Origin of the sequence: Mesorhizobium vachelliae, from assembly GCF_033977325.1 — a bacterium.
GTDB classification, from domain to species: Bacteria; Pseudomonadota; Alphaproteobacteria; order Rhizobiales; family Rhizobiaceae; genus Mesorhizobium; species Mesorhizobium vachelliae.
In genome coordinates, this window is record NZ_JAVIIR010000029.1 from 1 (window position 1) to 24398 (window position 24398).

Consider the following 24398-nt stretch of genomic DNA (forward strand, 5'->3'; position numbering starts at 1 on the left):
ACGCCGCCTCAAGCGCGGCGTCTTCCATTCGGTCGTTGATCTCCAAGCCGCCATCAACCGCTTTCTCGCCGAGCACAACGATCACCCCAAACCCTTCACCTGGACCGCCGATCCGGACAAAATCATCGCTCCCGCCAAACGCGGGCACCTGGCGTTAGATTCCTTCCACTAGCTAGCAATCCACATCGGTTTGCAGATTCTCGATCGCTCCCCTATCGTGATGCCTCCCTGATGAGAGCGGTAGAATTGAAAAAATTCACGTCATCTATCACGGGTCGGCAGGAGAGATTCATCCGGCCTACTCATCCCTGGATCGGGGACAACATGGCGCTGCTGCGCGGCTGGGGGCCGCGAGGCAGACGCCTGTGGCCTGATACTGCTGCTGTTGCACCTTCGGGCGCCCGACTGCCTGGCGGCCGAAATCGGGAACCTCGACATCCTGTCCCGCCTCGATGACTGAGCGGCGGATGGTGCGCGTGCGGGTGAAGAGATCGAACAGCTTGTCGCCCTCGCCCCAGCGGATCGCCCGTTGCAGGGTTGCGAGATCCTCCGAAAAGCGCGCCAGCATCTCGAGGATCGCGTCGCGGTTATGCAGGCACACATCGCGCCACATCAGAGGGTCGGAAGCGGCGAGACGAGTGAAATCGCGGAAGCCGGAGGCCGAATATTTGATGACTTTGCTTTTGGTGACTGTCTCCAGATCGTCCGCCGTGCCGACAATGTTGTAGGCGATGATGTGCGGCAGGTGCGAGACGATCGCAAGCGTCATGTCGTGATGCTCGGGGTCCATCGTGTCGACGTAGGAGCCGCAACGGCGCCAGAAATCGGAGAGCTTCTCCAGCGCGGCGGGTTCAGTGCCTTCCAGCGGCGTGAAGATGCACCAGCGGTTCTCGAACAGCTCGGCAAAGCCCGCATCTGGGCCGGACTTCTCGGTGCCCGCGAGCGGATGGCCGGGGATAAAGTACACGCCCTCCGGCACGTGGGGCGACATATGAGCAATCACGGAAGCTTTAGTGGAGCCGACATCGGTGAGAATCGCACCCTTCTTCAGCGCCGGCGCAATCTCTTTGGCCACGGCGCCCGAGGCGCCGACCGGTACCGACACAACAACGAGATCGGCATCGCTCACAGCCTCCTTCGCGTCGGTCGTGTAGCTGTCGCCGAGCTTCAGTTCCTCGGCGCGCATCACGGTGCCGGCGCTGCGAGTTGTGATGGCGATATGGCCGGCCAGCTCCTCGCGGCGGATGACGCGCGCCAGCGAGGAGCCGATCAGGCCGATGCCGACCAGGGCGATTTTTTCAAACAGGGATTTCGACATGAATAGCTTTCAGGAATTCGTGAGTGCAGCGTCTGCGCCACCATTGGCTTCTTCGGATACGACCGTCATCTGCAGCGCGCCGGGAAACCGTAGCCTGCGACGCCCCTCACAATGTAACCGCGCGGTCCTCAAGTGCTTGCAGACGGGCGGCTTTATCTTGTCCTGTGGACGATCGGTCAAAACCCGCCCTGCTCTCGACTGCATCGATGTTCGTGAGGGGACGCAGATTGTACCTGTCCGTCGAGGGCCGGAAATGGTATGATCGACCAACTAATTCGGTCCAGGGCACGTTGAAGTATCGCTTGGGTCCGAGCTGAGTTGCGTGAAGTGGCGATGACGTGGCCGATCGGGTCACGGTAATCGCCTTTTCTGACGATTTGCGACTTGGGTTCAACATACAATTCGACCTCGGCGACACCTGGTACAGCAGCCGCGCGATCGCTGCCGCTGATCCAATCGAGGGTGCCATCACGATCAGGGATCAGGTTTCGCGAGGCCGCAGTGTGCGAACGCCTTCTGCGCAAATCCCATTTTTTGCCGATGACAAGTTTGATGTGCTCAGTGACGAGGTCGATACCGTAAGCCAGCTGAACCAGTCGAGGATTGGTCCCACCCGCAAGACGCGGATTGACTTCAATAACGACCGGCCCACGTTTCGTCCACCGAAGTTCTATGTTTGTTGGCCCCCAGCCAAGGTCGAGAGCAAGCAAACAACTCCTCGACACTTCGGCCATACGCTTATATTGGTCATCAGTTAGCCGGGCCGGAAAGATGCATTCACGAAAGACAAAATGCGGTGGACGGTCGAAGTCAGCTGCTTCAATCCCAATAACCTCATTTCCCATTAAATCAGCACTGTAGTATGGGCCTCTTGCGACTTCTTCGACCAGTATCCTCGGTGAACACTGCCAACTGTGCTCCCCTCCCAACAAATAGGTCGTATGCTCGGCTAATTCATCAAGATTGCCGCATAATCGGACACCACTGCTGCCGTGGCCGACGGCTGGTTTAAGAATCACAGGCAGGCCGATCTCCACGGCAGAACGTTCTACGTCCGCAGGATTTGCTGCCAAGCGATAAGCAGGTAATGGAACGCCGGCCCGCGCAAGGAGCTCACGTTGAGCGAATTTGTCGCAGCATCGTTCAATGGATGCAGGGTTCGGTCCTGGTAGATCAAAATGCCGGCAGAGCTTGCCAGCTGTCGCATAGACCTCCTCGTCGGCGCTTGTAATGCCGGCAATGTCAGAGGCCGCACCCAGGCGGGAACAGTTGTCGATCAGCGCATCAAGATTGCCTGTATCGACTCTGATTGCATTACTTCCTCTTGTCGCAAGATAGTCGTACTGATCTGGATCGGCCGAAAGAGTAATTGGATGAAGACCAAGACGTTTGGCCGCTTGGACGTATAGAGCGCCATTGCTCCTTGTGCCTTCAACGAGAATGAGTGCTCTTCTTGCCATTGGCGTCGACTCCGTTGTGTGCGCTGCGGCGATCCGGGTATAAATCAAGACAAGCGTTGCGATCCGTATTTGATCTCAGACCTTGCGGAACAGTAACATTGTCAGCGATCTGCGGTCGCAAAGATTCTGCGAATTTTACTTGAAGAATCTGTTGCGACGTTTTGTTCGTCAGCAGTGTGACACGGGGCGTCTAGCAGGCCCTTCTCTGATTGTGGTCGTGAGGTCAAGCTCCTCCTGATATTTCCGGACATGTCGCCCCGCGGGTCAATCGCTTCTCTTCTTGCGCCGCCGCATGATGTTGGGGTGGACGGCCCCCGCACGGCATCGATATGCCAGAATGAGGTCGTTGCAGATCTCAAGCAAAGGAGACCGTCCGTGGAACAAATTATTCGAATTGGCATCGACACGTCAAAGCAACGTCTTCCAACTCCATGACGTAAGCGCGGCTGAGGAGCCGGTGCTTCGCAAGAAGCTGCGGCGCAAGAGGTGTCAGCGTTGTTCGAGAAGCGTCGCCGACGGTGGTAGCGATCGAAGCGTGCGGCGGATTCGCACCACTGGGCGCGTCTCCTGCGGTCGTTCGGGCACGAAGTGAAGTTGATTCCTCCGCAATACAATATATCAACCGTACGTCAAGCGCGGCAAGAACGATGCGGCCGATGCCGAAGCGCTGTGCGAGGCGATGAGCCGGCCGGTCGGCCTGCGCGACCGGCTGATCCGCAATCGCACGCAGCTCGCCAATGCGATCCGCGGCTATGCAGCAGAATACGGGCTGATCGTTGCCAAAGGGATGTGCAAGATCGAACCGCTGCTAGATGGGGTAACGGGCCTCTCGCGCCGGCGACCGAGGGGTTTTGGTCGAGGCGGTCGTCCCTCACAAGATGGTGTGAACGGCGTCATGGCCGAAGCCAGCGCCAAACATCAAGGAGAGACGACCGTGGACTATTATGCCGGGATTGATGTGTCATTGGAATGCTCCAGTGTTTGCGTTGTTGACGGGCAGGGCAAGATTGAGAGGGAAGCGAAGGTGGCGAGCGAACCGGATGCGCTGATCGCCTGGTTTGCAGCGCTCGAAGTACCGCTTGCGCGGATTGGGCTGGAGGCGGGCCCGCTGTCGCAGTGGCTGTTTGCTGCGTTGCAGGCGTGCGGCCTGGCGGTGGAGCTTCTCGAGACGCGCCATGTGCGCGACGCCTTCAAGGCGATGCCGGTCAAGACGGATCGCAAGGACGCGCGCGGCATCGCTCAACTCATGCGGCTTGGCTGGTTCCGGCCCGTGCACTGCAAGTCACTGCCGGCCCAGGAGGTTCGCGCCCTGCTGACGACGCGCAAGCTGCTGCAGTCGAAGCGGCACGATGTCGAGATGAGCATCCGCGGCGTTCTGCGCGGCTTTGGCCTGAAGGTTGGCCCGACGACGCCGAAGACGTTTGAGCAGCGGGTTCGCGAACTGGTGGCCCATCATGACACACTGGAGCAGATTTCGGAGGCTCTTCTCAAGGCGCGGGCGGTGCTGCTCGGTGAGTTCAAGACGATCGAGAGGCGTCTTGTCGGCCTGGCGCGGCGCGATGCGCAGGTGCGCAATCCGACGAGCGTGCCGGGGGTCGGGGCTTTGGTGGCGTCGACCTTTTCGTCGGCCATCGACGATCCTGCACGCTTCCGTTCTTCTCGCATGGTGGGCGCCCATTTCGGCCTGACGCCGAAGAAGTACCAATCGGGCGAGACCGACGTGACCGGTCGCATCTCGAAGATCGGCGACCATGGCGTGCGTGTGGCGCTCTACGAGGCGGCCAATGTGATGCTGACACGCCCAGTGAAAAGCTCGGCCTTGAAGTCGTGGGCGCTTGCGGTGGCCAAGCGCGCCGGGATGCGCAAGGCCAAGGTGGCGCTGGCACGCAAGCTGGCGGTGGTCCTGCACCGCATGATGCGCAGCGGTGAGCAATTCCTGCGGGCCGGCCGCGCCGCAACCGTCGCATGCTGAAGGATTCGATGAGAGGATAAGCAGAAGGAGGAACACGGCGGGCCCCGGCACCAGCCCCGCCGTTGCGAAGTCCCTGCCGGGACGGTGGATCCGGTTAGGCCGCTAAGACGGGAGCAGCTCGTTTGATGACTGCGCATCCCTAGACCGGCCGACCGATCCCGATCAGACCCCATCAGGCAGCGGCCAAAAGCGCCGACTGCGGACAGAAGCAAGACCCCGGCGGCGGACTGAGTTACGAGGGATTGACAAGTCGAGGCCCGTTACAGAAGCCCGTCTTATTCATGACGTATCTGGGTTTGTTTGCCGGTGAGTGATGGACAGGTGGCGGCGCGGCGTCTTTTTCACCGCGGCTGTGTCTGGACTTGTGAACGCGCTGGAGGGTCGAAGCTGTATGGTTCGGCGGGGCCTGCTGCCCCAACGGTCATGGTCCTGCCGGTAGCAGATTGCTGGCGAGCACCCGGAACAGACTTGCCTCGGGACAGGCGGCGGCGAAGGCCAGACGGATGCGCGAGACGGTTTCGATGACGCGAGCGCCGAGCTTGAGCAGCCTGAGCCGCAGCGTAGCGAACTCGGCGTTGCGCAGATGATGGTTGTGGGCACCGCCTCGCGCAGGGTTGAGCATCAACCAGTATGCGTGGTGTGCAGGACAGTTCATCTGCATGCGACGGCCTGCCCGCACTTGCGTGCTCCCGGTGCCCCGTGGCCCGGGTGCGCCAAGCCTACCCGACCTGGCGACCGAACAAACGCTGGCAGCAAGAACAACATGCCGGATAATGGCTTCATCGAGAGCTTCAACGGCCGACTGCGCGATGAACTGCTCAACGAGACGCTGTTTACCTCGCTGGCTCGGGCGCGCGTAGCCATCGCCCTGTGGCGCGCCGACTACAATCCTGTTTCATAACACCATCTGTCTATGTTGTTGAAGGAATAGGCTTTGCTGATCGGGATGCGATCCTGCGGGTATTTGGGGTTCTGTTGCGCGCGATGAACGATCTGCAGGGCATGCGGCTTTCCGAGGTTCTGACCGGCTGAAGGTCCGCGGACCATCCGGCAGGGGATGAACGCCTTCGATCTCGCCTATCTCGGCGGCGAGCCTGAGGGTCTTCGGTGCAACGCCAAGAAGGCGTGCGGCCTTGTTCAGGTTGAGCCGCGGTTCGTTGCCCTCCGGCGCCGGCCGGAAGACCGGAATCTTGTGATGCGACCGGTGCGCCGTGACCCGTTCCCCGTCCAGCGATTGCCATGCCCGGTCGCCAGGCCGTTGCGGTTGAGAATGCCGGGAATCAGATCGTCGCTGGCGATCAGTGCCAGTTGCCGCATGGCGGCGATGATGTCGGCGGAGGTGCTGTTGCGTTGTCCGCGGTGCCGCTTCGGCAAGCGCTGTCCAGCGGCAGATCGATTTTCCGCAAGACTTCACCAAGGCTTCATAAAGGGCCCTCGGCTCTCTCGCCGCCCGCCCTTCCTTCACGATCCGGCCGCTCTCGTCGACGACACAAATCGCGGTCTCTTCCAAAGACATGTCAAGTCCGGCAAAAAATACTTCATGGCTTCTCCTCCTGATGTTAGTGACGATCTACATCGACCACGTTCTCACATCTCGACAGGAGCAGCCGCCCTCAATTTGGCTCAGGCGAGACCCCAATCACCCCATCTCATAGAGTCGCCGAGTCCAATCTGGAGGAAATTACCTGTGGCAGATCACCATCGCCCTGAACCAACCTACTTGCACGCGACAATCACGAGGCGCGGGCCATAGGACGTGAACTCTCCGCCTTCCTGCCCATAGGCCTCAACAGTCTCGAACCCGGCATTTTGTAACATACGAACGTATTCAGGAAACCCATAGTGTCTGGTGGAAAGACGCGTTCGTCTAACGCATCCATTGCGGACGACGATCCTTTCGCAGTTCCGACGGTCGGTTAGCGCGTCATTGTCTATTATATCAATTCTTAGATCGTCGTTACGCTGCAGAACGTAGCAGATAGGCGACTTGTCGCGTAGCAGAGCGAAGCGATTGTTCTGATCGATGAGCAGACGCCCGCCTTTTCGCAGTGAAGAAGAGGCTTCGTGAAGAACTCTCTCATTATCCGATTCATCGAAATAACCAAACGTCGTGTACCACAGAAACGCTGCGTCAAACCGACCTCCCCAGGGACAGGGAAGTGAACGCATATCGCCCAGAACATACTCGACTTCTACCTGGCGTTCAGCCGCATCCGCTTCTGCTTTTTTTAGCAAGATTGGCGATGTATCCAGTCCGGTTACCTGTGCTCCTTTTTCCGCCAATCGATTGGCAATTCGCCCATAACCGCATCCTAGCTCAAGAACTGCGCTGCCTTGTCTAAGTGCAAGAAGTTCCCAAATGGCTGCCACTTCCTGGTCAGTTCTCTCTGGAGGATTAACCAGATCGCTAAAATGCAAGTAATCGTCGCCGAAATGCGATTCGATATCTGATTTTGGAACCTGATCATCTATATCGTATTTCATTTGCTTCTCCATATCTGAGTTCGATCTTTGCACATTGCAGATTGCTTTGAAAGACAGCATTTGTGAAATTTTTATGTTCCTTATTCAACTTTCGGCAACAGTCACTAACTGACCTTTCGTAACGACGACCATTTGGCTTTGTATGATCGGAGTGGAAGACTTTTGCGTCGATGACGGTGGCAGCGAGGGCAGTCGCCGTGATGAACCCGATTCCGGGAATGGTTGAAAGCCGGCGTCAGACCTGGTTCGTGCGATACCACGCCAGAAGCTCGATCTCGATCTTCCGGATTTGCGCGCCAGGCACCGGATCGCTGCCCTCCCCGGCGGGGTACGTCGACAGACACGATGATGATCTATTTAGGCAAGCTGTGAACCAAGCCAGGTCATCGACTGTCGCACTTGTCTCGGCAAACGCTCCGATCTGGAGGTCGAGCGCGCCATACGAGGACTTTTCACATGGCGTGGAACAATGATATCTGGAGGGAAAGGGCGCTGGGCCTCAGACAATTTCGGTGTATGCAGACAACCAGTGGAGCGTTTGGTCGAACCAGCCTAATACTGGAGGTATCAAGAGCTATCCCCACCAGGCTTTCAATGTCGGGAAACCGCTCAGTTCGATTAAAACTCTGACTGGGAGCTTCAACCAGTATGTTCCTTCCGGCGGCGCCTGGGACACCGCCTACGACATCTGGGACAGCTCACATCAAAATGAAATAATGCTCTGGACAAACCACACCGGGAATCCGGACGGCAGCGGCAATGTTAAGCCGATCTCAAGTCAATATGACCCTTCCGGTGCGGCGATCCCGGTCTTCCGCAATGTCAATGTAGTTCCGCCAGCGTCGCCACCAAGGCGCGCTCCGAGCGCTGGTAACGCTCGAACAGCTCGGTGGAGAAGCGCCCCTGCCGGTCCTGAGGAACCCGCAGCTCAAGCTTGCCGGCACGGGTGACAAGGGTGCGGCCATAGTAACCCGAGCGGTAGCCGAGCCGCTTCGGCGTCCGCTCGCCCTTTGAGACTTCGAGGCCCAGCGCCTCGTCCATCTCGGCCTCGAGCACCTCCTGCATCACCGTGCGGATCACTTCACGCAAGCCGTCAGGGCTCTGAAGCAGAATGTCTTCGGCGGCAGCGCTGGCCGTCTTACTTTCAGTCTTGGTCATGGTGGCGTCCCTTCCAGGGAATCGGTGACGTTGAGCATCACCAGCCTGCCATGACCGCCCTTTCTCGGCGAATTTGCAGAACTCTCAGCACACTACCGGGGGAAGTGTCCAGGCCCAGGTTGGTTGAGGCGGGCCCCTCCTCCGCCTACCTTGATCTGAGTGAAGGCTTCCGACCTCTCATTTGGAGGGATCAACGCAATGGCCACGTATCAGCGACAGCGAGGCTCCTCCCACCTCTCACCTCACAAGTACCCACTTCAATCGAAGCGGTGTAAGAGGATATATTAGCGCATCAAGCCGTGAGCTGGTCTATGGCTTCAATGCCGAAGAGCTATCTACCGCAGCGTGATGCTCCGATACACTCGGAGCATTGGGTCAGGGACCATCTCCGCTGGCGAATCGGCAGGCATGACAAGACGACGAACTGTGTTGATGAACGAGTCGCCTCCTGACTTCGCCCCGTTGCGGAGACTACGGCTGGCGGTGCACGTCATCGGCCGGCGCCGGCGGCGCATTAACCGTTTCGGCGGCCATGCTCACCGCGCTCCTTAGATTTTTCGCGGCCTCGGCCATATTGATCAACGCAGGGCGGACCTCCTCCCACCGACGTGTCTTCAACCCGCAATCCGGATTGACCCAAATCTGATCGTCAGAAAGGCGCTCTCGAGCGAGCGAAAGCAAGCTCGTCATTTCGTCGGGTCCTGGCACACGCGGCGAGTGGATGTCATAGATTCCCGGCCCAATCTCGTTGGGATAGTCGAAGCCATGAAAAGCATCGAGCAGTTCCATCTGCGATCGGGAAGCCTCGATAGAAATGACGTCGGCATCCATGTCCACGATCGCATCTATTATCTCGTTGAACTCGGAGTAGCACATATGGGTGTGCTGCAACGGGTTGGGTACGGTGCAGGGCACGCTCTACGGAATGCTTGCCGCCGACAGCAATGAGCCGATGGTCGCGGAGGCCCTGAACGAGCCGGCTCCGTCTCGGCTCTATCCGGAACCGCTGATGTCCGTCGGCGCGCCGCTCAAGCTGTGGTCCATGCAAAGACGTGCCGGACGGGAACTGTAAGAAATTGGTCGAATTAGCTGGCCCGTTCTTCGGCTGAGATCTCTCTCAGCCATTCCCTTAGCAGCTCGGCCGCCGGCGACAGCGTGCGATTGTCGTTCCAGGTAAGGTAATATCCACCTGGCGCAGGCAGCTCGAGATCCGTTATTCTTACTAACTTGCCATCTTCTATCAGCGGCTGAACAAGGCGATGCCAACCGACGGCAATACCTTGATTGGCTTGCGCAGCCTGAAGGGCCACGGAGAACTTGCCGAACCTACGACCGCGGGGAGCTCCATGAGGTATTCCAGCGCGACGCAGAACCTCGTCCCAGTCGGCCCAATCAGGATCAACCCAATTGACGTGCAGAAGCGGAAGCTCAGAAAGCGATTCTGCCGTTGCATCCCGGTGCACCTGGGCAAACTCAGGGCCGCATACCGGATAGATGAGGTCGTTCAAAAACAATTCCGTAGTTTCATCGGGCCACGAACCAAATCCGTACCGGATACGCAACTCAACTTCGGCGCGCCGGAAATCTCTCGAATTGTCAGAGATAAGATGGTCGACCGCGATCTCGGGATGGCGGGTCCAAAAGCCGGGCATGCGGGGGATCAACCACATCGATGCAAATGCATCTGAGCAGGCTATCGTAACATTCTTTGAACGATCGCCGCGCTTTAGCGTCCTGACGACCTCTGAGGCTTTCGAAAAACCATTTGCCAATACCGCATATAAATCCTCACCAGCGTTGGTAAGGATGACACCGCTTCCCATCCGCACGAACAGAGGGACGCCGATTTCCTCTTCAACGGCTTTGATCTGCCGGCTCACCGCTCCCGGCGTCACGTTCAGTTCGGCAGCTGCAAGCTTGAACGAGAGGTGTCTCGCCGATGCCTCAAAAACGGCAAGGGCCGTCAGGGACGGTAGATCGTAGTATCGCCGAACCATTTGCAACCGAAGTTTGCCCCCTACAGCAGCTCTTTAGTCAACACGGGGGTGAGACTTTTGCATTAGGTCAATTTCCATGAGTAAGGCAATAGTTGCCTGCGGTCTGCAGTCGGTCCGCAACGCAATTCGTCCGGAGGCCCAGCATGACTGTTGCTCAACCAACTTATTCTCGCAGAGGAGGGCGGGAAGCGCGGCGCACGATCCGCACGGCGCCGAAGATCGACATGCTGCCGACGCTGAAGCGCGGCCTGCCGGTTGTCGAGCCGATGAATGCCGAGCAGGTCGAGCGCATCCACCAAGCCTCTCTCGCGATCCTTGAGGATGTCGGCGTGGTGTTTCGCGATCCGATCGCCATCGAGGACTGGAAGCGGGTCGGAGCCGACGTGCGCGCGGATGACCGCGTTCATCTCGACCGCGGTCTGGTCATGGAGCTCATCAAGACCATTCCTTCCAGGATCGAATATTTCGCCCGCGATCCGTCGAAGAATGTCGAGCTCGGCGGGCCGAACTCGATCTTCGTGCCTATGACCGGCGCGCCCTATATGCGCGACCTCGACGATGTCAGGCGTGGGCCGACGATCGCTGACCTCGGCACCTTCCATAAGCTGGCGCATATGATGCCGGCGCTGCATTCGTCGGCGCATCATATCGTCGAGCCGATGGACCTCGTCGTCGCGCACCGACACCTTCACATCACCTATTCGTCGATGAAGCATTCCGACAAGATCTTCATGGGCATGACCACCTCGCCGAAGAACGCCGAGGATGTGCTCGATATGTGCGAGATCCTGTTCGGGAAGGACTTCCTCGAGACGCATGCGGTCACGACGGGCAATTGCAACGGCAACTCGCCGCTGGTCTGGGACCAGGTGATGCTGGGCGCGATGCGCGCCTTCTGCCGGCGCAACCAGCCGGTGCTTTGCTCGCCCTTCGTTCTCGGCGGCGCGAACACGCCGGCCTCCACTGCGGCGGCCGTCGCACAGCTCAATGCCGAGGCGCTTTCCGCGCTTGCCTATACGCAAGTGATACGCAAGGGCTGCCCGGCGATCTACGGGCACTATCTTTCGACCGTCTCGATGCAGTCGGGCGCGCCGATGGCGGGAACGCCGGAAATCTCGTTGATGAACTTCATGATCGGCCAGATGGCGCGCCGCTACAACGTGCCCTGGCGCACTTCGAACCTGCTCGGCGGCGCCAAGGTCTTCGACGCGCAGGCAGGCTATGAGAGCGCCATGACGATGATGGCCGTGCTGATGTCGGGCGCCAACTACATCTGGCATTCGGCAGGCTGGAACGAAGCCGGCATGCACTGCTCCATCGCGAAGTTCGTCGTCGATGCCGAGGTCTGCGCCATGGGTTATCGCATGACGCAAGGCATCCAGTGGGACGACTTCGACGAGGCTCTGGCGGCCGTGCGCGACGTCGGGCCGGGCGGCCACTATCTCGGCCACCCCCACACCCAGGCGAATTTCGAGCGCGCCTTCTTCATCCCGAAGCTCTTCGACAACAACTCGATTGAGCAGTGGTATGCGGACGGCTCCAAAGACATAAAGCAGCGGGCGCTGGAGCATGCCCGCCGGCTTCTGGCCGAATATGAAGAGCCCAGGCTCGATATTGCGAAGGACGAAGAGTTGCGTGCTTATATCGACCAGCGATCGCGCGAGATCCCCGCGGTCGACGCACTGAATGACGAATACTGAGCGACGCCATGCGCATTGAAAAGATCAACGTCTATACAACGCGGCTGCCGGTCAAGGGCGGTGTCTACCGCATGGCGAGCGACGATGTGGAGTCGCTCGACAGCACACTCGTCGAGATCGTGACGAATGACGGGCTCACGGGCTGGGGCGAGACCTGCCCGATCGGACCGGTTTACCAGCCGCATCATGCACTGGGCGCCCGCGCGGCTATTGCCAAAATCGCGCCTGGGCTCATCGGTTCTGAAATAGCCTCGATCAGGCTTCTGGCGAAACGAATGGACGAGCGCTTGAACGGCCACGGCTACGCCAAGGCAGCGTTCGACACGGCCTTCCTGGACCTGCTTGGCCAACGGCTCGGCGTGCCGGTCTCGACGCTGCTGGGCGGCGCGCTGACCGACCGTGTGCCTGCCTATTACTCGCTGATCGTCGGCTCGCCGGAGGAGACCGCCCTCATCGCGGCCGACAAGGTCAAAGCGGGCTATCCGCGCCTTCAGGTGAAAATCGGCGGCCGCAACCTCGAAGAAGATGTGGCGACCGTCCACAAGGTTTGGGAAGCCGTGCGCTACAAGGCGCGCATCGCGGTGGACGGAAACCGGGGCCTGACGGTCGCCTCCGCGATCCATCTCGACCGGCTTTGCCAGGCGATCCCCTTCGTCTTCGAGCAGCCCTGCAACACGATGGATGAAGTCGCTACGCTGAAAGGCAGGGTAACGCATCCGGTGTATCTGGACGAAAACACCGAGGATCAGAACGCGGTGCTGAGGGCGATCTCGATGGGCATTGCCGACGGCTTCGGCTTCAAGGTGACGCGCCTCGGCGGCCTCACCAAGATGACGACGGTGCGCGACCTTTGCGCCATCCGCTCGCTGCCGCACAGCTGCGACGACGCCTGGGGCGGCGACATCATCGCCGCGGCCTGCGTCCACCTCGCCGCGACCGTCGAACCACGCCGCATGGAGGGCGCCTGGATCGCGCAGGAATATATCGACGGGCACTTCGACGCGAAGAACCCGGTCGTCATCGAAAAGGGGCACATCGCCGTGCCGCAGCGGCCTGGGCTGGGCGTGAAACCGGAACCCGGCATGTTCGGCAAGCCGGTGGCCGCCTACGGGAACTGATGAACGCGCCGGCTGCTGTACTCGCGATCAAACCCATCGAGTGGCCGCACGACCTATTGATCGATCGGGCGCTGCACGTTGGCGTTTTGGTTTTGCCCGGGTTTTCGCACCTTTCACTACACGCTTATATCGAGCCGCTCCGGATGGCGAATGCGCTGTCCAAGGCACCATTGTTTAGCTGGGAGATTGTCGGGGTCGACAAAAAGACGGTTGCGGGTGCGAATGGAATCTCGATCTCGGTGGATGTCGCCACTGAAGAAATCAACGGTACACATCCGCTACTGAACCAACTTGTAATCATAGCTGGCCAGCAGGTCGAACGGCAGCTTACGCCTCGATTGCATACATTCCTAAGGCGTATGTCCAGGCAAGGAGTCCCGATTGCGGCCCTAGGAACAGCCACTTGGCTGCTGGCCGAAACCGGCCTGCTCACGGACGCTCCTTGTACCATCCATTGGTCGAGGCTTGCCGCCTTTTCCGAAGTCTTCCGCAAGCCGCGTGTAAGAGAAATACTTTTCGTGAAAGATGGGCAGTACTCAACCTGTGCCGGTGAGCTCGCAGCTTTCGACCTCGCGGTCGATCTCGTTGCAAGCCATGCCGGCGCTACGGTCGCGCAGGAAGTGTGCCGCCACGCCATTGTGGATGGGCAGCGCTCGGGCTCTAATCGTCAGACTGCTCCATCCGGAATTTCCTACGCGAATGTAAGCGAAAAGCTGGTGGTCGCCGTCCAAACAATGGAGGGGCATGTCGATAACCTTCTCTCGATTGACGCGGTTGCAAAACGGGCCGGCATTTCGCGACGCCAACTCGAGCGCCTGTTTCTAGAGCATGTCGGCGTCTCCCCCGCCAAGCACTACATGAAAATCCGGGTTGATCACGCGAAGCGGTTAATCCAAGGTACGAGGATGCCGCTAATCGAGATCGCAATCGCCTGCGGGTTCATCTCGGCGTCCCATTTCTCCAAATGCTTCAAAAGCATCCATAAGATGACTCCGCAGCAATGCCGCTCGGAGGTGCCGGCCTGGGTTGGGCCGGGCCTCGGCTAGGGCCAAAGCAATGACGGTTTTCACGGGTTTAAACTCACGGCAAGTTGAAGTCGTTGAATTGATTAGAGCTTCGGCCATGCCAATTCAGTTGGATGACGAGTCGGGAGGCAGATGAGCGATTCTTGCGGGTGCCTATGAGAACTTGCGCCCGCGGTACTCGGAACGAATTCGGTCTCGTCTCTGGCGCGCATTAGACTCACGCGTCGCGGACCACGTTTGAACAGTTGGGTGCCGGACCTTCCGCGAGCGCTTGAGTTTCTGGAATGAATGCTCCACCGCCTTCGGGCGGTGGAGCAGGTTACGGCTTAAAGCCGAATCAGTCCGCCGTCCGGGCGCGCCCGTGCCGTCTCCCGGCAACTCCCGGCACCATTCCCCAACATCGCCGCCAAGCACCGCATAGCGATACTTCGTCACCCAAACCAAGTGATACTCGCAATCCCAAACGATGGCTATCCCGCTTCCATGCTTCCCGCCGGCCAATCTACACCGGAAACGCTGCTATCCCGCCGCCTGAAGGCGTGGGGTTTCCTGATTCCCTATCGGGGACTCTAGACTGGCCGGATTGGCGCGACGAGCGCTCGTATGATCACACCGTTGATCTGACGCGGCGTGGCTGGGCCTGATAGTTCCTGCGGCATTAACAGGGCTTCGTCAGCTGAGAACCTTCCTCGAGGCGGAGAAGCGCGCCACGCCCTGCATGGTGCGCACCCCGAGCTTCTTCGTGGCGTTCTCCAAGTGGAAAGCGGCAGTCCGTCCGTCGCTTGATGCCCAGGATGCCGCCGATGTCCCGAGGAATTTGCGCTGCACCGCCCGTTCAAGGTACTCATATTCGCGCGGTGTCAGCTGGACGCCGTCGGTGAACCGATCGGGAGAGAGCTTGCGGCGGACACAGACGTGAAGGCAGGTCGCCATGCACGGGAAAACGTCTTCGCAGAGTACGATTGCTTAGATACCGAGCTGTCCAGCGAAAGGGGTAATTCGAAATCGGAGTCATGGGAGTCGGTCATTCAGATTGAAGCCGAAGCATTCATTTGCTTGGTCGCTGCTGTTGACCGACCTTTCGACCTCCACGTCTGGTGCAACGGCACAAACGGCTTGTCGTGTAGTTAACCAGTTCTGTCGGGACGTGTATTGCTGTGCAGTGGAGGCACGCAATGGCCACGAACATAGAGACCGAGCCCCACGTCCGTTTAGGTCCAGGAACGGCTACGACAGAATCCTTGCATAAACTGACCGACCGCGATCGATAGACCGCGCATCCCTGTGAATCGCACCGTCAGCAGCTCGAGCTACGTGCTGCCGGCATTGCGACCCACAGAAGCTCTATCATCAGAGCCAAAATCACGACTTCCGAAGCCATGCATTTGGTGCACAAGTCACATTAATTCCAAACGCGTCAGTATAATATGTATCTACCAAGAAGCCAACATCCTCTATCATCTTAAAACCGTCGATAATTTCCTTATTTACCTGAACAGGATTATCCTCTATGACATAGTAGTCGCCACTCTCCATAAATTTGTTCAAGTAGGAAAACACCGAGAATATCTCTACGTGAGCGTCGTCCACAATCAACCAAGGATGAGAGAGGTTTCTTAGCAAATTATCGTCAAAATTGGCTACATTAGAAAGATCTATCCGATGAAACGTAACCAACTCATGCTGTCTTGCACTCTCATGGACACACTTTGTGTGTAAATCGAATGAGTGAACTTCACCTGGCTTATCACAAAGGACTGACATGTTATCAGCAAACCAGAGTCCGCTGCCGCCCTGATATGAACCAAGTTCTATTATTGTCCGTGGCTGAAGCTCCCAAATTAACCTGGGATATAAGGCAAGATCAAAAGGAGTTTTGATAAGTATCAGCCCTTTATAAGTCTTAGCCAAGGCCCCAATTTTTGTGGATCGCTTATCAGCAATCCATGGGAAGATAGCCGTCATCCATGTTCGATCGGATGGCTTTGCAAAGCGATCAGAATCATCTGTATTCAGGACGTTGCTAATAGTGTCAAACATTCCCAGCCAGTCGGGAATGAACTCTCGCCACCCCTGATCGAGAAGCCCGTCGGGCTTCATCTGATCGGGGTAGTTCTCGTGGGCGGCATCCCAAAAAGCCTTATACCCGGAAGCGAGTTTCATAATTCTATCTCCATGTTGCACCTGCCTCCATCCGGTGCAATCGGCGTGCCACTCGCGGAATGAGGTTACGCGCGCTTACGAAAGCTGCCCACAAAAATGTTCGCGCATTTGTCGGATCCGAGACGTCGGCGTGTCACAGCGGCGACATCCGCAGCGCAAATGAGCGAGCGCAGCGTCACATGGTCAAGATCCTGTTGATACGCAGGTGCAGCTCGATACGGCGACCCCGGCCGATGCGGTATTGCACGACGCCGTCTACAAGGAGCAGGCGGAGACAAGGTGACGACCACAGTTGGCATTTTGGTCGAAGGCGCCCTGCAAGGGTATTTGGTCGACAAGGCCAGCTATGATGCGGGCGTGATAAACCTCAATGACCTGAAAGATTCTAAGATTGCGCCGCAAAGCCGACGTGCCCGATTGTGTAGCGGGTTGGGGCCGCGAACAAGTGATCGAGCATCATTTGACCGAATACGGCCTTCGCGACCGTAACTTATGTCAAAGTGAATACAACGCGATTATCGCCCACACGATCCACGTAATCGAAAACAATTAGGCGCGGCACGCCGGCCGCGACAAGTGGGAAATTCGAGGCGCCATCTCTATGAGCGATTGATCTCAGGATCGTAGAAGCTCGACCGGTTCACGAGCCCTTCGGTCTGTGGACCGATCGAGTGAAACCAGCGAATCAAGCCGGGATTCGAGCCCAATCGTGGATCGAGCCGATGTTCACGGTTCTTCCGGTTCCCCGCTGGCGAAGTTCTCGCTGATCGCCTGACCAAGAAGAAAGCGGTTACGGGGCGCCATTCGCAGCGCCCCGTCTCTCGACCCTTACTTGGCCGCGTCACGAGCCGCTTTGAGCCAACTGCCATAGTCGGCTTGGTGGGCCTTGATCCAGGCGTCGACATGCTTGTCGATGTCCGCCGAGCTCTTCTCGCCGTCCGCGATCAACTTGTTCTCGGCTGAGACGTCGTTGATGCTGATCTTGGCGACCTCGAAGAGCTTGCGCGCTGCCGGATTGGCCTTGAGGAAGTCGTTCCGGGCAACGATGCGCTCGCTATCGACCGCGAAGCCCAGGTTCTTACCGTTGAACTTGGTATTGGCCTTGGCGCCGTCCGGCAACGAAGTATAGGGCACGCTCAGCCATTCGACGTCCTTCCCGGGAACCAGCGCGCCGGAAACCCAGTAGGGCGTCCAGGTGTAGTAGAGCACGGGCTTGCCATTCTTGAATCGCGCGATCGTGTCGGCGATGATTGCGTTGTATTCGCCCTGATTGTGGACGACGGTGTCGCGGAGACCGTACTCCGTCAATTGGTGCTCGATCACGCGCTCGCACCCCCAACCGGGGACACAGCCTGCTAGGTCAGCCTTGCCGGATCCGTCTGTGGAGAACTTGGCGGCGATCTTTGGGTCCTTGAGGTCGCCCAAATTCTTGACGCCAGCGTCGTAGCTAGCCTTGTCGACCAAGTATCCCTGCAGGCATCCCTCGACCAGGGTGCCGATCTTGGTCATCACCTTTTCACCGCCGGCTTCCTCGAAGAACTTCTGGTGCAGCGAATCCCAGCTGGCGGTGTAGAGGTCGGCGTCGCCGGTGCCGACCGCGAGATGGGCTGTCTGCGCAAGCACTTCCTGGGGGTCGGCCACCGTGTATCCGAGGTCCTTCAGGGCGTGAAAGACGATGCGCGCCTGGAACATTTCCTCGATGGTCGGCTGGATGACGGGACGCACCGTGACCCCTTCGCCGGGTTTGTCGTTGGCCAGACTGGGACTGGCTATGAGCGACAACACTATCGCTGCGGTGAGAGAGAATAATTTCATGTATTCCTCCTTCCTTTTAGACTGTTGACGGTGATCAAGTGCCTTTTGGGGAACAGGTTCGCGATGAGCCCAACGGGGCCGGTCTGCCACCAGTGACGGTGCCCTCTCTCGCGCCCCGAACGGTTCAGGCCTTGAGTTATTCGGTCTAGGATGATGGCTAGCATCACTATGCCCAGGCCCCCGACGATGGCCTTGCCTGCATCCAGACGCCCCATGGCGCGGAGCACCTCGTTGCCGAGTCCTTTGACCGAAATCATCGACGCGATGACCACCATCGACAGCGACAGCATGATGGTCTGGTTAAGGCCCGCGAAGATGGTTGGAGTGGCCATTGGCAACTCGACCTTGAACATGATCTGCGAGGGGGTCGCACCGAAAGCCTTTGCCGCTTCGACGACGCTTGGATTCACGGTCCGGATGCCGAGCGAGGTGAGCCTAATTAGCGGAGCCAGGGCGAATATAACCGTGACGAGTACGCCGGAGACATTGCCGATCCCAATAAGCATAACGACCGGAACGAGATAGACGAACGCCGGAATGGTTTGCATCGTGTCCAATATTGGTCGGAGAACGGTCTCGAAACGATCGCTCTTTCCAGCCAGTATTCCGAGCGGAAGCCCAATAATAACGGCAATTATTACGGCCGAGACGACAATGGCCAGGGTGGTCATTGCCAATGACCACGCCTCTGGGGAGAGGAACCCGAGAACGAGTAACGCGCAGGCGACGTAGATGGTGGTGCGACGGCCTGCAGCCTGCCAGGCAATCAGCAAAATGATGGCAAACATAACCAGTGGAGGGATGGTCTGAAAAGTTCGCTCAATTCCCTGGATCAACCCATCCAGGAACATCTTGAGAGGCTGGATCGCTTCGCGATGCTCGATTGCCCACTGCTTGATTCCGTCTGAATGGCCTGCGATGTCAAGATCGATGCTCGAGAACGGATCTAGCCAGTTGAAGCTCTTTTCGTCGGTCATTAGTTGGCCCTCCGATTTGCCCCAGTTAGGTCATCATGACCCTGAATCCCGCGCAGCAGAGCATCCTTTGTTACGACGCCGACTATGGCCTCTCCTTCTTTAACAAGAATTGGATGATTGGCTCCGATAGACAGATCGACGAGCGCGTTCAACTTGTCAGTGGATTGGGCAACGGGAAAACTCAAAAGATCGTTTTCATTGATCTCCTGCCGATATCGCTCGAATGGCTGCATAACTTTGGCCGCTGTGACCAAGTCCAGTTTGGAGATGCCGCTGACGAACTGCGCCACATAGTCATCGGCTGGGTTCGTGACGATTTCTTCCGGCGTACCGACCTGCACCAGGACGCCATCCTTCATGATAGCAATGCGGTCTCCGATGCGGATTGCTTCGTCGAGATCGTGGGTGATGAAGACCGTCGTCTTGTGGAGTTCAGCTGAGAGTTCCATGAACGTTCCCTGCAGCTGACGCCTTATCAGGGGGTCGAGCGCCGAAAACGGTTCATCCATCAACAATATAGTCGGGTTCGCAGCTATCGCGCGGGCGAGACCTACGCGCTGCTGCATTCCGCCAGACAGTTCGTCGGGATATTTGAGATCCCAGCCGGCCAGCTCAACCGCCTCGATTGCCTGGCGCGCGACATCGCGACGCTTGGCTTCCGGAACCCCTCTCACCTCAAGGGCGAATGCTACATTGTCGCGAACATTGCGATGAGGCATTAACGCCATGTTCTGGAACACCATGCCGATCTTTTCTGCGCGAAGCTGCCGTAACTCCTTTGCGCCCATGGCATTGACGTTCCGGTCTTCGATGTAGACGGCCCCATCGGTGGGCTCGATCAGTCGATTGATATGGCGGATGAGAGTCGACTTCCCGGAGCCCGACAATCCCATGATGCAGAAGATCTCACCGCGGCCAACGCTGAAACTTGCGTCGCGCACACCAACTATGCAGTCGAGTTCGTCACGGATTTGGGTCTTGGTCAGCTGTCCAGCCTTGACAGCACGGATCGCATCTTTCGCCCTTGCTCCGAAAACCTTCCAGATTCCCTCGCATCGAATTACGGCCTCTTGAGGCGCTTTGCTCATCCCTGTTCCCATTTTTACGTCGTTTCTGGATCACTGCCGAACGACTAGGAAACCACGCTATCGAAGATTCGATGCCGGCGGAGTCGAAATAAACTCACGCGACACGCTACTTTTTCGCCGCGCGGCCGGATAACCGGGTCCAAGCCCCTTTCTTGAACGGCGGCAAGGACTGCTTGCAACATGGGATTCAATGTATGACGCTGGAAGCTTGCGCAAAAAAGTAGCGTGTCGCGTGATTTTATTTCGACTGCCGGCTGCGCAAACCTTGCATATAACAATCAGCCTGAAGCCAAATTGGAGCCAGGCCGATGTCGTTCAAAGGCATTATTCCGCCCGTCACCACGCCCTTTCACGCGGACGGATCGATCGACCGCGACGGCTTCTGCGTGATGGTCGAGCATCTGGTGTCGTCGGGCGTGCACGGCATCATCATCGGCGGCACGACCGGCGAGTACTACGCCCAGTCGCGCGATGAACGCGTCGGCCTGCTGAAACTCGCCAAGAACATGGTCAAGGGCAAGGTGCCGCTGATCGGCGGCGTCGGCGCCATCCGGACCGAGGACTGCATCGAATACGCGCTGGTCGCCAAGGATTTGAAGTATGACGGCATCCTGATCGGCTCGCCATACTACGCCGTCCCCACGCAGCTGGAACTTGCCAACCATGCGCTGGCGATCGACAAGGCCGCTGACCTGCCGGTGATGCTCTACAACTATCCCGGACGCACCGGCACGATGATGGATCTCGAATTCCTCGACCGCGTCGGCCGCAGCACCAATTTCTGCGCCATCAAGGAATCCAGCGGCAGCATGAACCAGCTGCACGCGCTGGCGCGCGACTATCCGCATATCGACCTGTTCTGCGGCATGGACGATCAGGCGCTCGAATTTTTCGCCTGGGGTGCCAAGGGCTGGGTCTGTGGCGCCGGCAACTGCCTGCCGGCGGAGCACATCGCGCTCTACGAAGCCTGCGTCGTCGAGAAGGACTTCACCAAGGGCCGGCAGATCATGTCGGCGCTGCTGCCCTTGATGCGCGTTCTCGAACAGGGCGGCAAGTTCGTGCAGAGCATTAAGTTCGGCTGCGAGCTGGCTGGGCTGCCGGCCGGCCCGGTGCGCCGGCCGATGCGCGCGCTCGACGACGAGCAGAAGCGGGAACTCGAGACGACGATCCGCACCCTTAAAACCGTCATCGCCTCCATCACCGCAAAATCCCAGAAGAGGGCTTCCGAGAATGTCATCGCTATTAACGCGTGATGAGTACCAGAACCTGGCGGACAGTCTGCCGCTGCCAACCAACGCGGTGATCGACGGCAAGGCGCGGGCGGCACAATCCGGCGAGACTTTCGAGACCGTCAACCCCGCGACGGGACAGGTCATCGCCAGGATAGCCTCCTGTGGCGAGGCCGACGTCGACCTCGCTGTCGAGAAGGCGCGGCTGGCGTTTGAATCGGGGACGTGGTCGCGCGCGCATCCGAGCGAGCGCAAGCGCGTGCTGCGGCGCTTAGTCAAGCTGATGGAGCGAAACGTCCATGAGCTGGCGGTGCTTGAGACACTCGAAAGTGGCAAGCCCATCTACGATGTCTCAACCATAGACATTCCCGAGGCACTGCATTGTCTCGAATGGCACGCGGAGGCTACCGACAAGCTCTACGGCCAGACCTCGCCGTCGGGCGACGACGTCGTGTCGCTGATCGTGCGCCAACCGGTCGGCGTGGTCGCCTGCGTTCTGCCCTGGAATTTCCCGATCCTGATGCTGGCCTGGAAGATCGGGCCGGCGCTCGCCACCGGCAACTCCGTCATCGTCAAGCCGGCCGAGCAGACCAACATGTCGACGTTGCGGATTGCCGAGCTTGCGCATGAGGCCGGCTTGCCGCCCGGCGTCCTGCAGATCGTCACCGGTCCGGGCGAGATCACTGGCAAGGCACTCGGCATGCATCCGGATATCGACATGGTCGCCTTCACCGGCTCGACCGATGTCGGCCGGAAATTCCTGGAATATTCCGCAAGGTCGAACCTGAAGCGCATCGTGCTCGAATGCGGCGGGAAGAACCCGTGCATCGTGCTCGACGACGCCGAGAACCTCGACGTCGTCGCGCAGCATGTCACCCAGGCCGTCTTCTGGAACATGGGCGAGAACTGCTCGTCCAACTCACGCCTGATCGTGCATGAGAAGATCAAGGACCGCCTGGTCGAGACCGTCCTTCACAAGCTCAAGGAATGGCCCTTGGGCGAGCCGCTGGATCCGGGCAACCGGCTCGGCGCCATCGTGTCGAAGGAGCAGTTCGACCGCATCATGGGCTACATCAAGAAGGGGCGGTCGGAAGGCGCCAAAATCGTGACGGGCGGCAACGCCCACAAGCACGGCAAGGGTTATTTTATCGAGCCGACCGTCTTCGACGACGTCACGCCGCAAATGACGATCGCGCGCGAGGAAATCTTCGGTCCGGTGCTCTCGGTCATCAAGGTGGCCAGCGCCGACGAGGCGGTCCGGGTTGCCAACGACACGCAATACGGGCTCGCAGCCTCGATCTTCACCGCCAATCTCGGCAAGGCGCATCGCATCGCGCGCGACATCCGCGCCGGCACCGTGACCATCAACTGCTACGGCGAGGGGGACATCACGACCCCGTTCGGCGGCTTCAAGCTTTCGGGCTTCGGCGGGCGCGACAAGTCGCTTCACGCCCACGACCAGTACACCGAGCTCAAGACCATCTGGGCGGATATTTCCGACCCGAAGGTCTCGCGCGCGGTCGACTAAGCCGACGAGCCATGAGCATGCATCAGGCCGTAAGGACGCCTGCCGACATCAACATGTCCGGCTGGTATGGAATACTGCCGCCTCCCAAGGCGTATGAGGTGCTGCGCGGCCACTATGAGGCCGATTGGGTCATTGTCGGGGCCGGCTTCGCCGGTCTCGCGGCCGCGCGGCGCCTCTCACAATTGGTTCCGAACGACCGGATTGCCATTGTCGATGCCCAGCGTGTCGGCTGGGGTGCGGCCGGGCGAAACTCGGGCTTCATGATCGATCTGCCGCATGAGCTTGGCGGCGACAATTATGCCGGAAGCAAGGACCACGACCGCAAGCGCATTCGCATGAACCGCGCCGCGATCGAATTTTCAGCCTCGGCGGCGGATGAATACGGACTGCAGCGCTTCTTCATTCGCGCCGGCAAGTTCCATGGGGCTGCGACCGATCACGGACTCTGCGTCCTGCGCGCGTTTGAGAACCATCTGACCGGGCTCGACGAGCCATTCGAGCGGCTTGACGGGCAGCAACTGAAGAAAATCACCGGAACGGAGTTCTTCGTCGGCGGCACGTTTACGCCGGGAACCGTGATGGCGCAGCCGGCCGGCTTCATCCGTGGTGTAGCCGAAGGCCTGTCGAACCGCGTGCAGATATTCGAGAAGTCCGCGGTGATCTCGCTGCAGACCGGCAAATCGCATACGGTGAAAACGGCCGAGGGCGAGATCACCGCGCCGCGATTGATCCTGACAGTCAACGGCCATCTCGAAAGCTTTGGCTTTTTCAAGAAACGCCTGCTGCACGTGTTCACCTATGCCAGCATGACCAGGCCGCTCTCGAAGAGAGAGCAAGCGGCTCTGGGCGGTGAGCCGCATTGGGGCTTGATCCCGGCCGATCCGATGGGATCGACCATCCGGCGCATCGGCGACCGTATCGTCGTCCGCAACACCTTCACCTACAACCCGGACATGTCGACCAGCGAGAGCGAGATCAACCGGATCGGCGCGGCTCACGATCGATCCTTCCGGGCACGCTTCCCGATGCTCGGCGAAATACCGATGGAGTTTCGCTGGGGAGGGCATTTGTGTCTTTCCCTCAATTCCGCTCCCGCCTTCGGCGAAGTCGAGGAGCGGGTGTTCGTCGCCGGGTGCTGCAATGGGTTGGGAACGGTGCAGGGCACGCTCTACGGCATGCTTGCCGCCGACCTTGCCGCCGGCAGCAACGAGCCGATGGTGGCGGAGGCCCTGAACGAGCCGGCTCCGGCTCGGCTCTATCCGGAACCGCTGATGTCGATCGGAGCGCCGGTGAAGCTATGGGCAATGCAAAGGCGCGCTGGTAAAGAGCTTTAAATTTAGGTCTCTCGTTGCGGTGCTGCCAGGTC

At 59.0% G+C, this 24398-nt stretch carries 20 protein-coding genes and 6 pseudogenes; 11 read left to right on the plus strand and 15 right to left on the minus strand.

Going from position 1 to position 24398, the window contains the following annotated elements; translation table 11 throughout:
- Positions 1 to 172, plus strand: a pseudogene (locus tag RFM41_RS32385) (IS630 family transposase); the annotation flags it as partial.
- A 126-nt stretch (positions 173 to 298) separates the two neighbouring features.
- On the opposite strand, the gene RFM41_RS32390 reads toward RFM41_RS32385, so the two are convergent.
- Positions 299 to 1318, minus strand: coding sequence for a prephenate/arogenate dehydrogenase family protein (locus tag RFM41_RS32390; RefSeq protein WP_320253322.1), 1020 nt, complete (start codon positions 1316 to 1318; stop codon positions 299 to 301).
- A gap of 176 nt (positions 1319 to 1494) precedes the next feature.
- Positions 1495 to 2778, minus strand: coding sequence for an ATP-grasp domain-containing protein (locus RFM41_RS32395; protein ID WP_320253321.1), 1284 nt, complete (start codon positions 2776 to 2778; stop codon positions 1495 to 1497).
- A gap of 375 nt (positions 2779 to 3153) precedes the next feature.
- On the opposite strand from RFM41_RS32395, the pseudogene RFM41_RS32400 reads away from it, so the two are divergent.
- Together RFM41_RS32400 and RFM41_RS32405 are read left to right on the plus strand one after the other, a co-directional pair.
- Positions 3154 to 3598 (plus strand): annotated as a pseudogene (locus tag RFM41_RS32400) (transposase); the annotation flags it as partial.
- A gap of 114 nt (positions 3599 to 3712) precedes the next feature.
- Entirely contained in the window at positions 3713 to 4750 is a 1038-nt protein-coding gene (locus RFM41_RS32405) for an IS110 family RNA-guided transposase (RefSeq protein ID WP_320253327.1), read from the plus strand.
- A 421-nt stretch (positions 4751 to 5171) separates the two neighbouring features.
- Here RFM41_RS32405 and RFM41_RS32410 read toward each other — a convergent pair.
- Positions 5172 to 5435, minus strand: a pseudogene (locus RFM41_RS32410) (transposase); the annotation flags it as partial.
- 87 nt (positions 5436 to 5522) lie between these two features.
- Between RFM41_RS32410 and RFM41_RS32415 the strand changes: the two are divergent.
- Positions 5523 to 5639: pseudogene (locus RFM41_RS32415) on the plus strand (integrase core domain-containing protein); the annotation flags it as partial.
- A gap of 248 nt (positions 5640 to 5887) precedes the next feature.
- On the opposite strand, the gene RFM41_RS32420 reads toward RFM41_RS32415, so the two are convergent.
- The 5 genes and pseudogenes from RFM41_RS32420 to RFM41_RS32440 form a co-directional block, all read right to left on the minus strand.
- Positions 5888 to 6124 (minus strand): hypothetical protein, encoded by a 237-nt coding sequence (locus RFM41_RS32420; protein WP_320253328.1) that lies wholly within the window; start codon positions 6122 to 6124, stop codon positions 5888 to 5890.
- Positions 6125 to 6466: 342 nt separating this feature from the next.
- Positions 6467 to 7234, minus strand: coding sequence for a class I SAM-dependent methyltransferase (locus tag RFM41_RS32425; protein ID WP_320253320.1), 768 nt, complete (start codon positions 7232 to 7234; stop codon positions 6467 to 6469).
- Complete coding sequence (locus RFM41_RS32430) at positions 7215 to 7454, minus strand: hypothetical protein (protein WP_320253325.1); 240 nt, start codon at positions 7452 to 7454, stop codon at positions 7215 to 7217. The genes RFM41_RS32425 and RFM41_RS32430 overlap by 20 nt, the downstream gene beginning before the upstream one ends.
- Before the next feature lie 605 nt (positions 7455 to 8059).
- Positions 8060 to 8392 (minus strand): annotated as a pseudogene (locus tag RFM41_RS32435) (transposase); the annotation flags it as partial.
- A gap of 471 nt (positions 8393 to 8863) precedes the next feature.
- A pseudogene (locus RFM41_RS32440) lies at positions 8864 to 9277 on the minus strand (hypothetical protein); the annotation flags it as partial.
- Between the two features lie 19 nt (positions 9278 to 9296).
- On the opposite strand from RFM41_RS32440, the gene RFM41_RS32445 reads away from it, so the two are divergent.
- A complete protein-coding gene (locus RFM41_RS32445; protein ID WP_320253319.1) occupies positions 9297 to 9464 on the plus strand; it encodes a hypothetical protein in 168 nt (55 codons plus the stop codon).
- A 13-nt stretch (positions 9465 to 9477) separates the two neighbouring features.
- Here RFM41_RS32445 and RFM41_RS32450 read toward each other — a convergent pair whose 3' ends face one another.
- The gene (locus tag RFM41_RS32450; RefSeq protein WP_320253324.1) at positions 9478 to 10389 is read right to left on the minus strand and encodes a LysR substrate-binding domain-containing protein; all 912 of its coding nucleotides are present in this window, start codon (positions 10387 to 10389) and stop codon (positions 9478 to 9480) included.
- Positions 10390 to 10532: 143 nt separating this feature from the next.
- On the opposite strand from RFM41_RS32450, the gene RFM41_RS32455 reads away from it, so the two are divergent.
- The 3 genes from RFM41_RS32455 to RFM41_RS32465 are packed head-to-tail and all read left to right on the plus strand — an operon-like array spanning position 10533 to position 14253.
- Positions 10533 to 12089, plus strand: coding sequence for a trimethylamine methyltransferase family protein (locus tag RFM41_RS32455; protein WP_320253318.1), 1557 nt, complete (start codon positions 10533 to 10535; stop codon positions 12087 to 12089).
- 8 nt (positions 12090 to 12097) lie between these two features.
- Positions 12098 to 13207, plus strand: coding sequence for a mandelate racemase/muconate lactonizing enzyme family protein (locus RFM41_RS32460; protein ID WP_320253317.1), 1110 nt, complete (start codon positions 12098 to 12100; stop codon positions 13205 to 13207).
- Positions 13207 to 14253, plus strand: a complete 1047-nt coding sequence (locus RFM41_RS32465) for a GlxA family transcriptional regulator (RefSeq protein WP_320253316.1) — start codon at positions 13207 to 13209, stop codon at positions 14251 to 14253. Before RFM41_RS32460 ends, RFM41_RS32465 begins: the two co-directional genes overlap by 1 nt.
- A 132-nt stretch (positions 14254 to 14385) precedes the next feature.
- Here the strand turns inward: RFM41_RS32465 and RFM41_RS34290 are convergent, their stop codons facing one another.
- From RFM41_RS34290 to RFM41_RS32490, 6 genes are all read right to left on the minus strand, one after another.
- Positions 14386 to 14667 carry a hypothetical protein gene (locus RFM41_RS34290; protein ID WP_347344052.1) on the minus strand — a complete coding sequence of 94 codons (282 nt, stop codon included), beginning with the start codon at positions 14665 to 14667 and terminating at the stop codon, positions 14386 to 14388.
- A gap of 237 nt (positions 14668 to 14904) precedes the next feature.
- Complete coding sequence (locus RFM41_RS32470; RefSeq protein WP_320253315.1) at positions 14905 to 15165, minus strand: helix-turn-helix domain-containing protein; 261 nt, start codon at positions 15163 to 15165, stop codon at positions 14905 to 14907.
- Positions 15166 to 15594: 429 nt separating this feature from the next.
- Positions 15595 to 16395 carry a CmcI family methyltransferase gene (locus tag RFM41_RS32475; RefSeq protein ID WP_320253314.1) on the minus strand — a complete coding sequence of 267 codons (801 nt, stop codon included), beginning with the start codon at positions 16393 to 16395 and terminating at the stop codon, positions 15595 to 15597.
- A gap of 828 nt (positions 16396 to 17223) precedes the next feature.
- The gene (gene proX / locus RFM41_RS32480; protein ID WP_320253313.1) at positions 17224 to 18210 is read right to left on the minus strand and encodes a glycine betaine/L-proline ABC transporter substrate-binding protein ProX; all 987 of its coding nucleotides are present in this window, start codon (positions 18208 to 18210) and stop codon (positions 17224 to 17226) included.
- Positions 18207 to 19187, minus strand: coding sequence for an ABC transporter permease (locus tag RFM41_RS32485; protein ID WP_320253312.1), 981 nt, complete (start codon positions 19185 to 19187; stop codon positions 18207 to 18209). The genes proX and RFM41_RS32485 overlap by 4 nt, the downstream gene beginning before the upstream one ends.
- Positions 19187 to 20275 (minus strand): quaternary amine ABC transporter ATP-binding protein, encoded by a 1089-nt coding sequence (locus tag RFM41_RS32490; RefSeq protein WP_320253311.1) that lies wholly within the window; start codon positions 20273 to 20275, stop codon positions 19187 to 19189. Before RFM41_RS32490 ends, RFM41_RS32485 begins: the two co-directional genes overlap by 1 nt.
- 308 nt (positions 20276 to 20583) lie before the next feature.
- On the opposite strand from RFM41_RS32490, the gene RFM41_RS32495 reads away from it, so the two are divergent.
- From RFM41_RS32495 to RFM41_RS32505, 3 genes are read left to right on the plus strand one after another with little or no spacing between them, the layout of a single operon-like run.
- A complete protein-coding gene (locus tag RFM41_RS32495) occupies positions 20584 to 21528 on the plus strand; it encodes a dihydrodipicolinate synthase family protein (protein ID WP_320253310.1) in 945 nt (314 codons plus the stop codon).
- On the plus strand, positions 21506 to 23032 hold the full coding sequence (locus RFM41_RS32500; RefSeq protein ID WP_320253309.1) for an aldehyde dehydrogenase: 1527 nt from the start codon (positions 21506 to 21508) through the stop codon (positions 23030 to 23032). Before RFM41_RS32495 ends, RFM41_RS32500 begins: the two co-directional genes overlap by 23 nt.
- An 11-nt stretch (positions 23033 to 23043) precedes the next feature.
- Positions 23044 to 24366, plus strand: coding sequence for an NAD(P)/FAD-dependent oxidoreductase (locus tag RFM41_RS32505; RefSeq protein ID WP_320253308.1), 1323 nt, complete (start codon positions 23044 to 23046; stop codon positions 24364 to 24366).
- Positions 24367 to 24398: the final 32 nt, after the last annotated feature.

What these genes read in the sequence shown, in the direction of transcription:
- proX (WP_320253313.1), bottom strand. Translation starts at nt 18,210, where the DNA reads ATGAAATTATTCTCTCTCACCGCAGCGATAGTGTTGTCGCTCATAGCC.
- RFM41_RS32470 (WP_320253315.1), bottom strand. Translation starts at nt 15,165, where the DNA reads ATGGCGACCTGCCTTCACGTCTGTGTCCGCCGCAAGCTCTCTCCCGAT.
- RFM41_RS32460 (WP_320253317.1), top strand. Translation starts at nt 12,098, where the DNA reads ATGCGCATTGAAAAGATCAACGTCTATACAACGCGGCTGCCGGTCAAG.
- RFM41_RS32490 (WP_320253311.1), bottom strand. Translation starts at nt 20,275, where the DNA reads ATGAGCAAAGCGCCTCAAGAGGCCGTAATTCGATGCGAGGGAATCTGG.
- RFM41_RS32495 (WP_320253310.1), top strand. Translation starts at nt 20,584, where the DNA reads ATGTCGTTCAAAGGCATTATTCCGCCCGTCACCACGCCCTTTCACGCG.
- RFM41_RS32390 (WP_320253322.1), bottom strand. Translation starts at nt 1,318, where the DNA reads ATGTCGAAATCCCTGTTTGAAAAAATCGCCCTGGTCGGCATCGGCCTG.
- RFM41_RS32450 (WP_320253324.1), bottom strand. Translation starts at nt 10,389, where the DNA reads ATGGTTCGGCGATACTACGATCTACCGTCCCTGACGGCCCTTGCCGTT.
- RFM41_RS32475 (WP_320253314.1), bottom strand. Translation starts at nt 16,395, where the DNA reads ATGAAACTCGCTTCCGGGTATAAGGCTTTTTGGGATGCCGCCCACGAG.
- RFM41_RS32465 (WP_320253316.1), top strand. Translation starts at nt 13,207, where the DNA reads ATGAACGCGCCGGCTGCTGTACTCGCGATCAAACCCATCGAGTGGCCG.
- RFM41_RS32505 (WP_320253308.1), top strand. Translation starts at nt 23,044, where the DNA reads ATGAGCATGCATCAGGCCGTAAGGACGCCTGCCGACATCAACATGTCC.
- RFM41_RS32500 (WP_320253309.1), top strand. Translation starts at nt 21,506, where the DNA reads ATGTCATCGCTATTAACGCGTGATGAGTACCAGAACCTGGCGGACAGT.
- RFM41_RS32455 (WP_320253318.1), top strand. Translation starts at nt 10,533, where the DNA reads ATGACTGTTGCTCAACCAACTTATTCTCGCAGAGGAGGGCGGGAAGCG.
- RFM41_RS32395 (WP_320253321.1), bottom strand. Translation starts at nt 2,778, where the DNA reads ATGGCAAGAAGAGCACTCATTCTCGTTGAAGGCACAAGGAGCAATGGC.
- RFM41_RS32425 (WP_320253320.1), bottom strand. Translation starts at nt 7,234, where the DNA reads ATGAAATACGATATAGATGATCAGGTTCCAAAATCAGATATCGAATCG.
- RFM41_RS32485 (WP_320253312.1), bottom strand. Translation starts at nt 19,187, where the DNA reads ATGACCGACGAAAAGAGCTTCAACTGGCTAGATCCGTTCTCGAGCATC.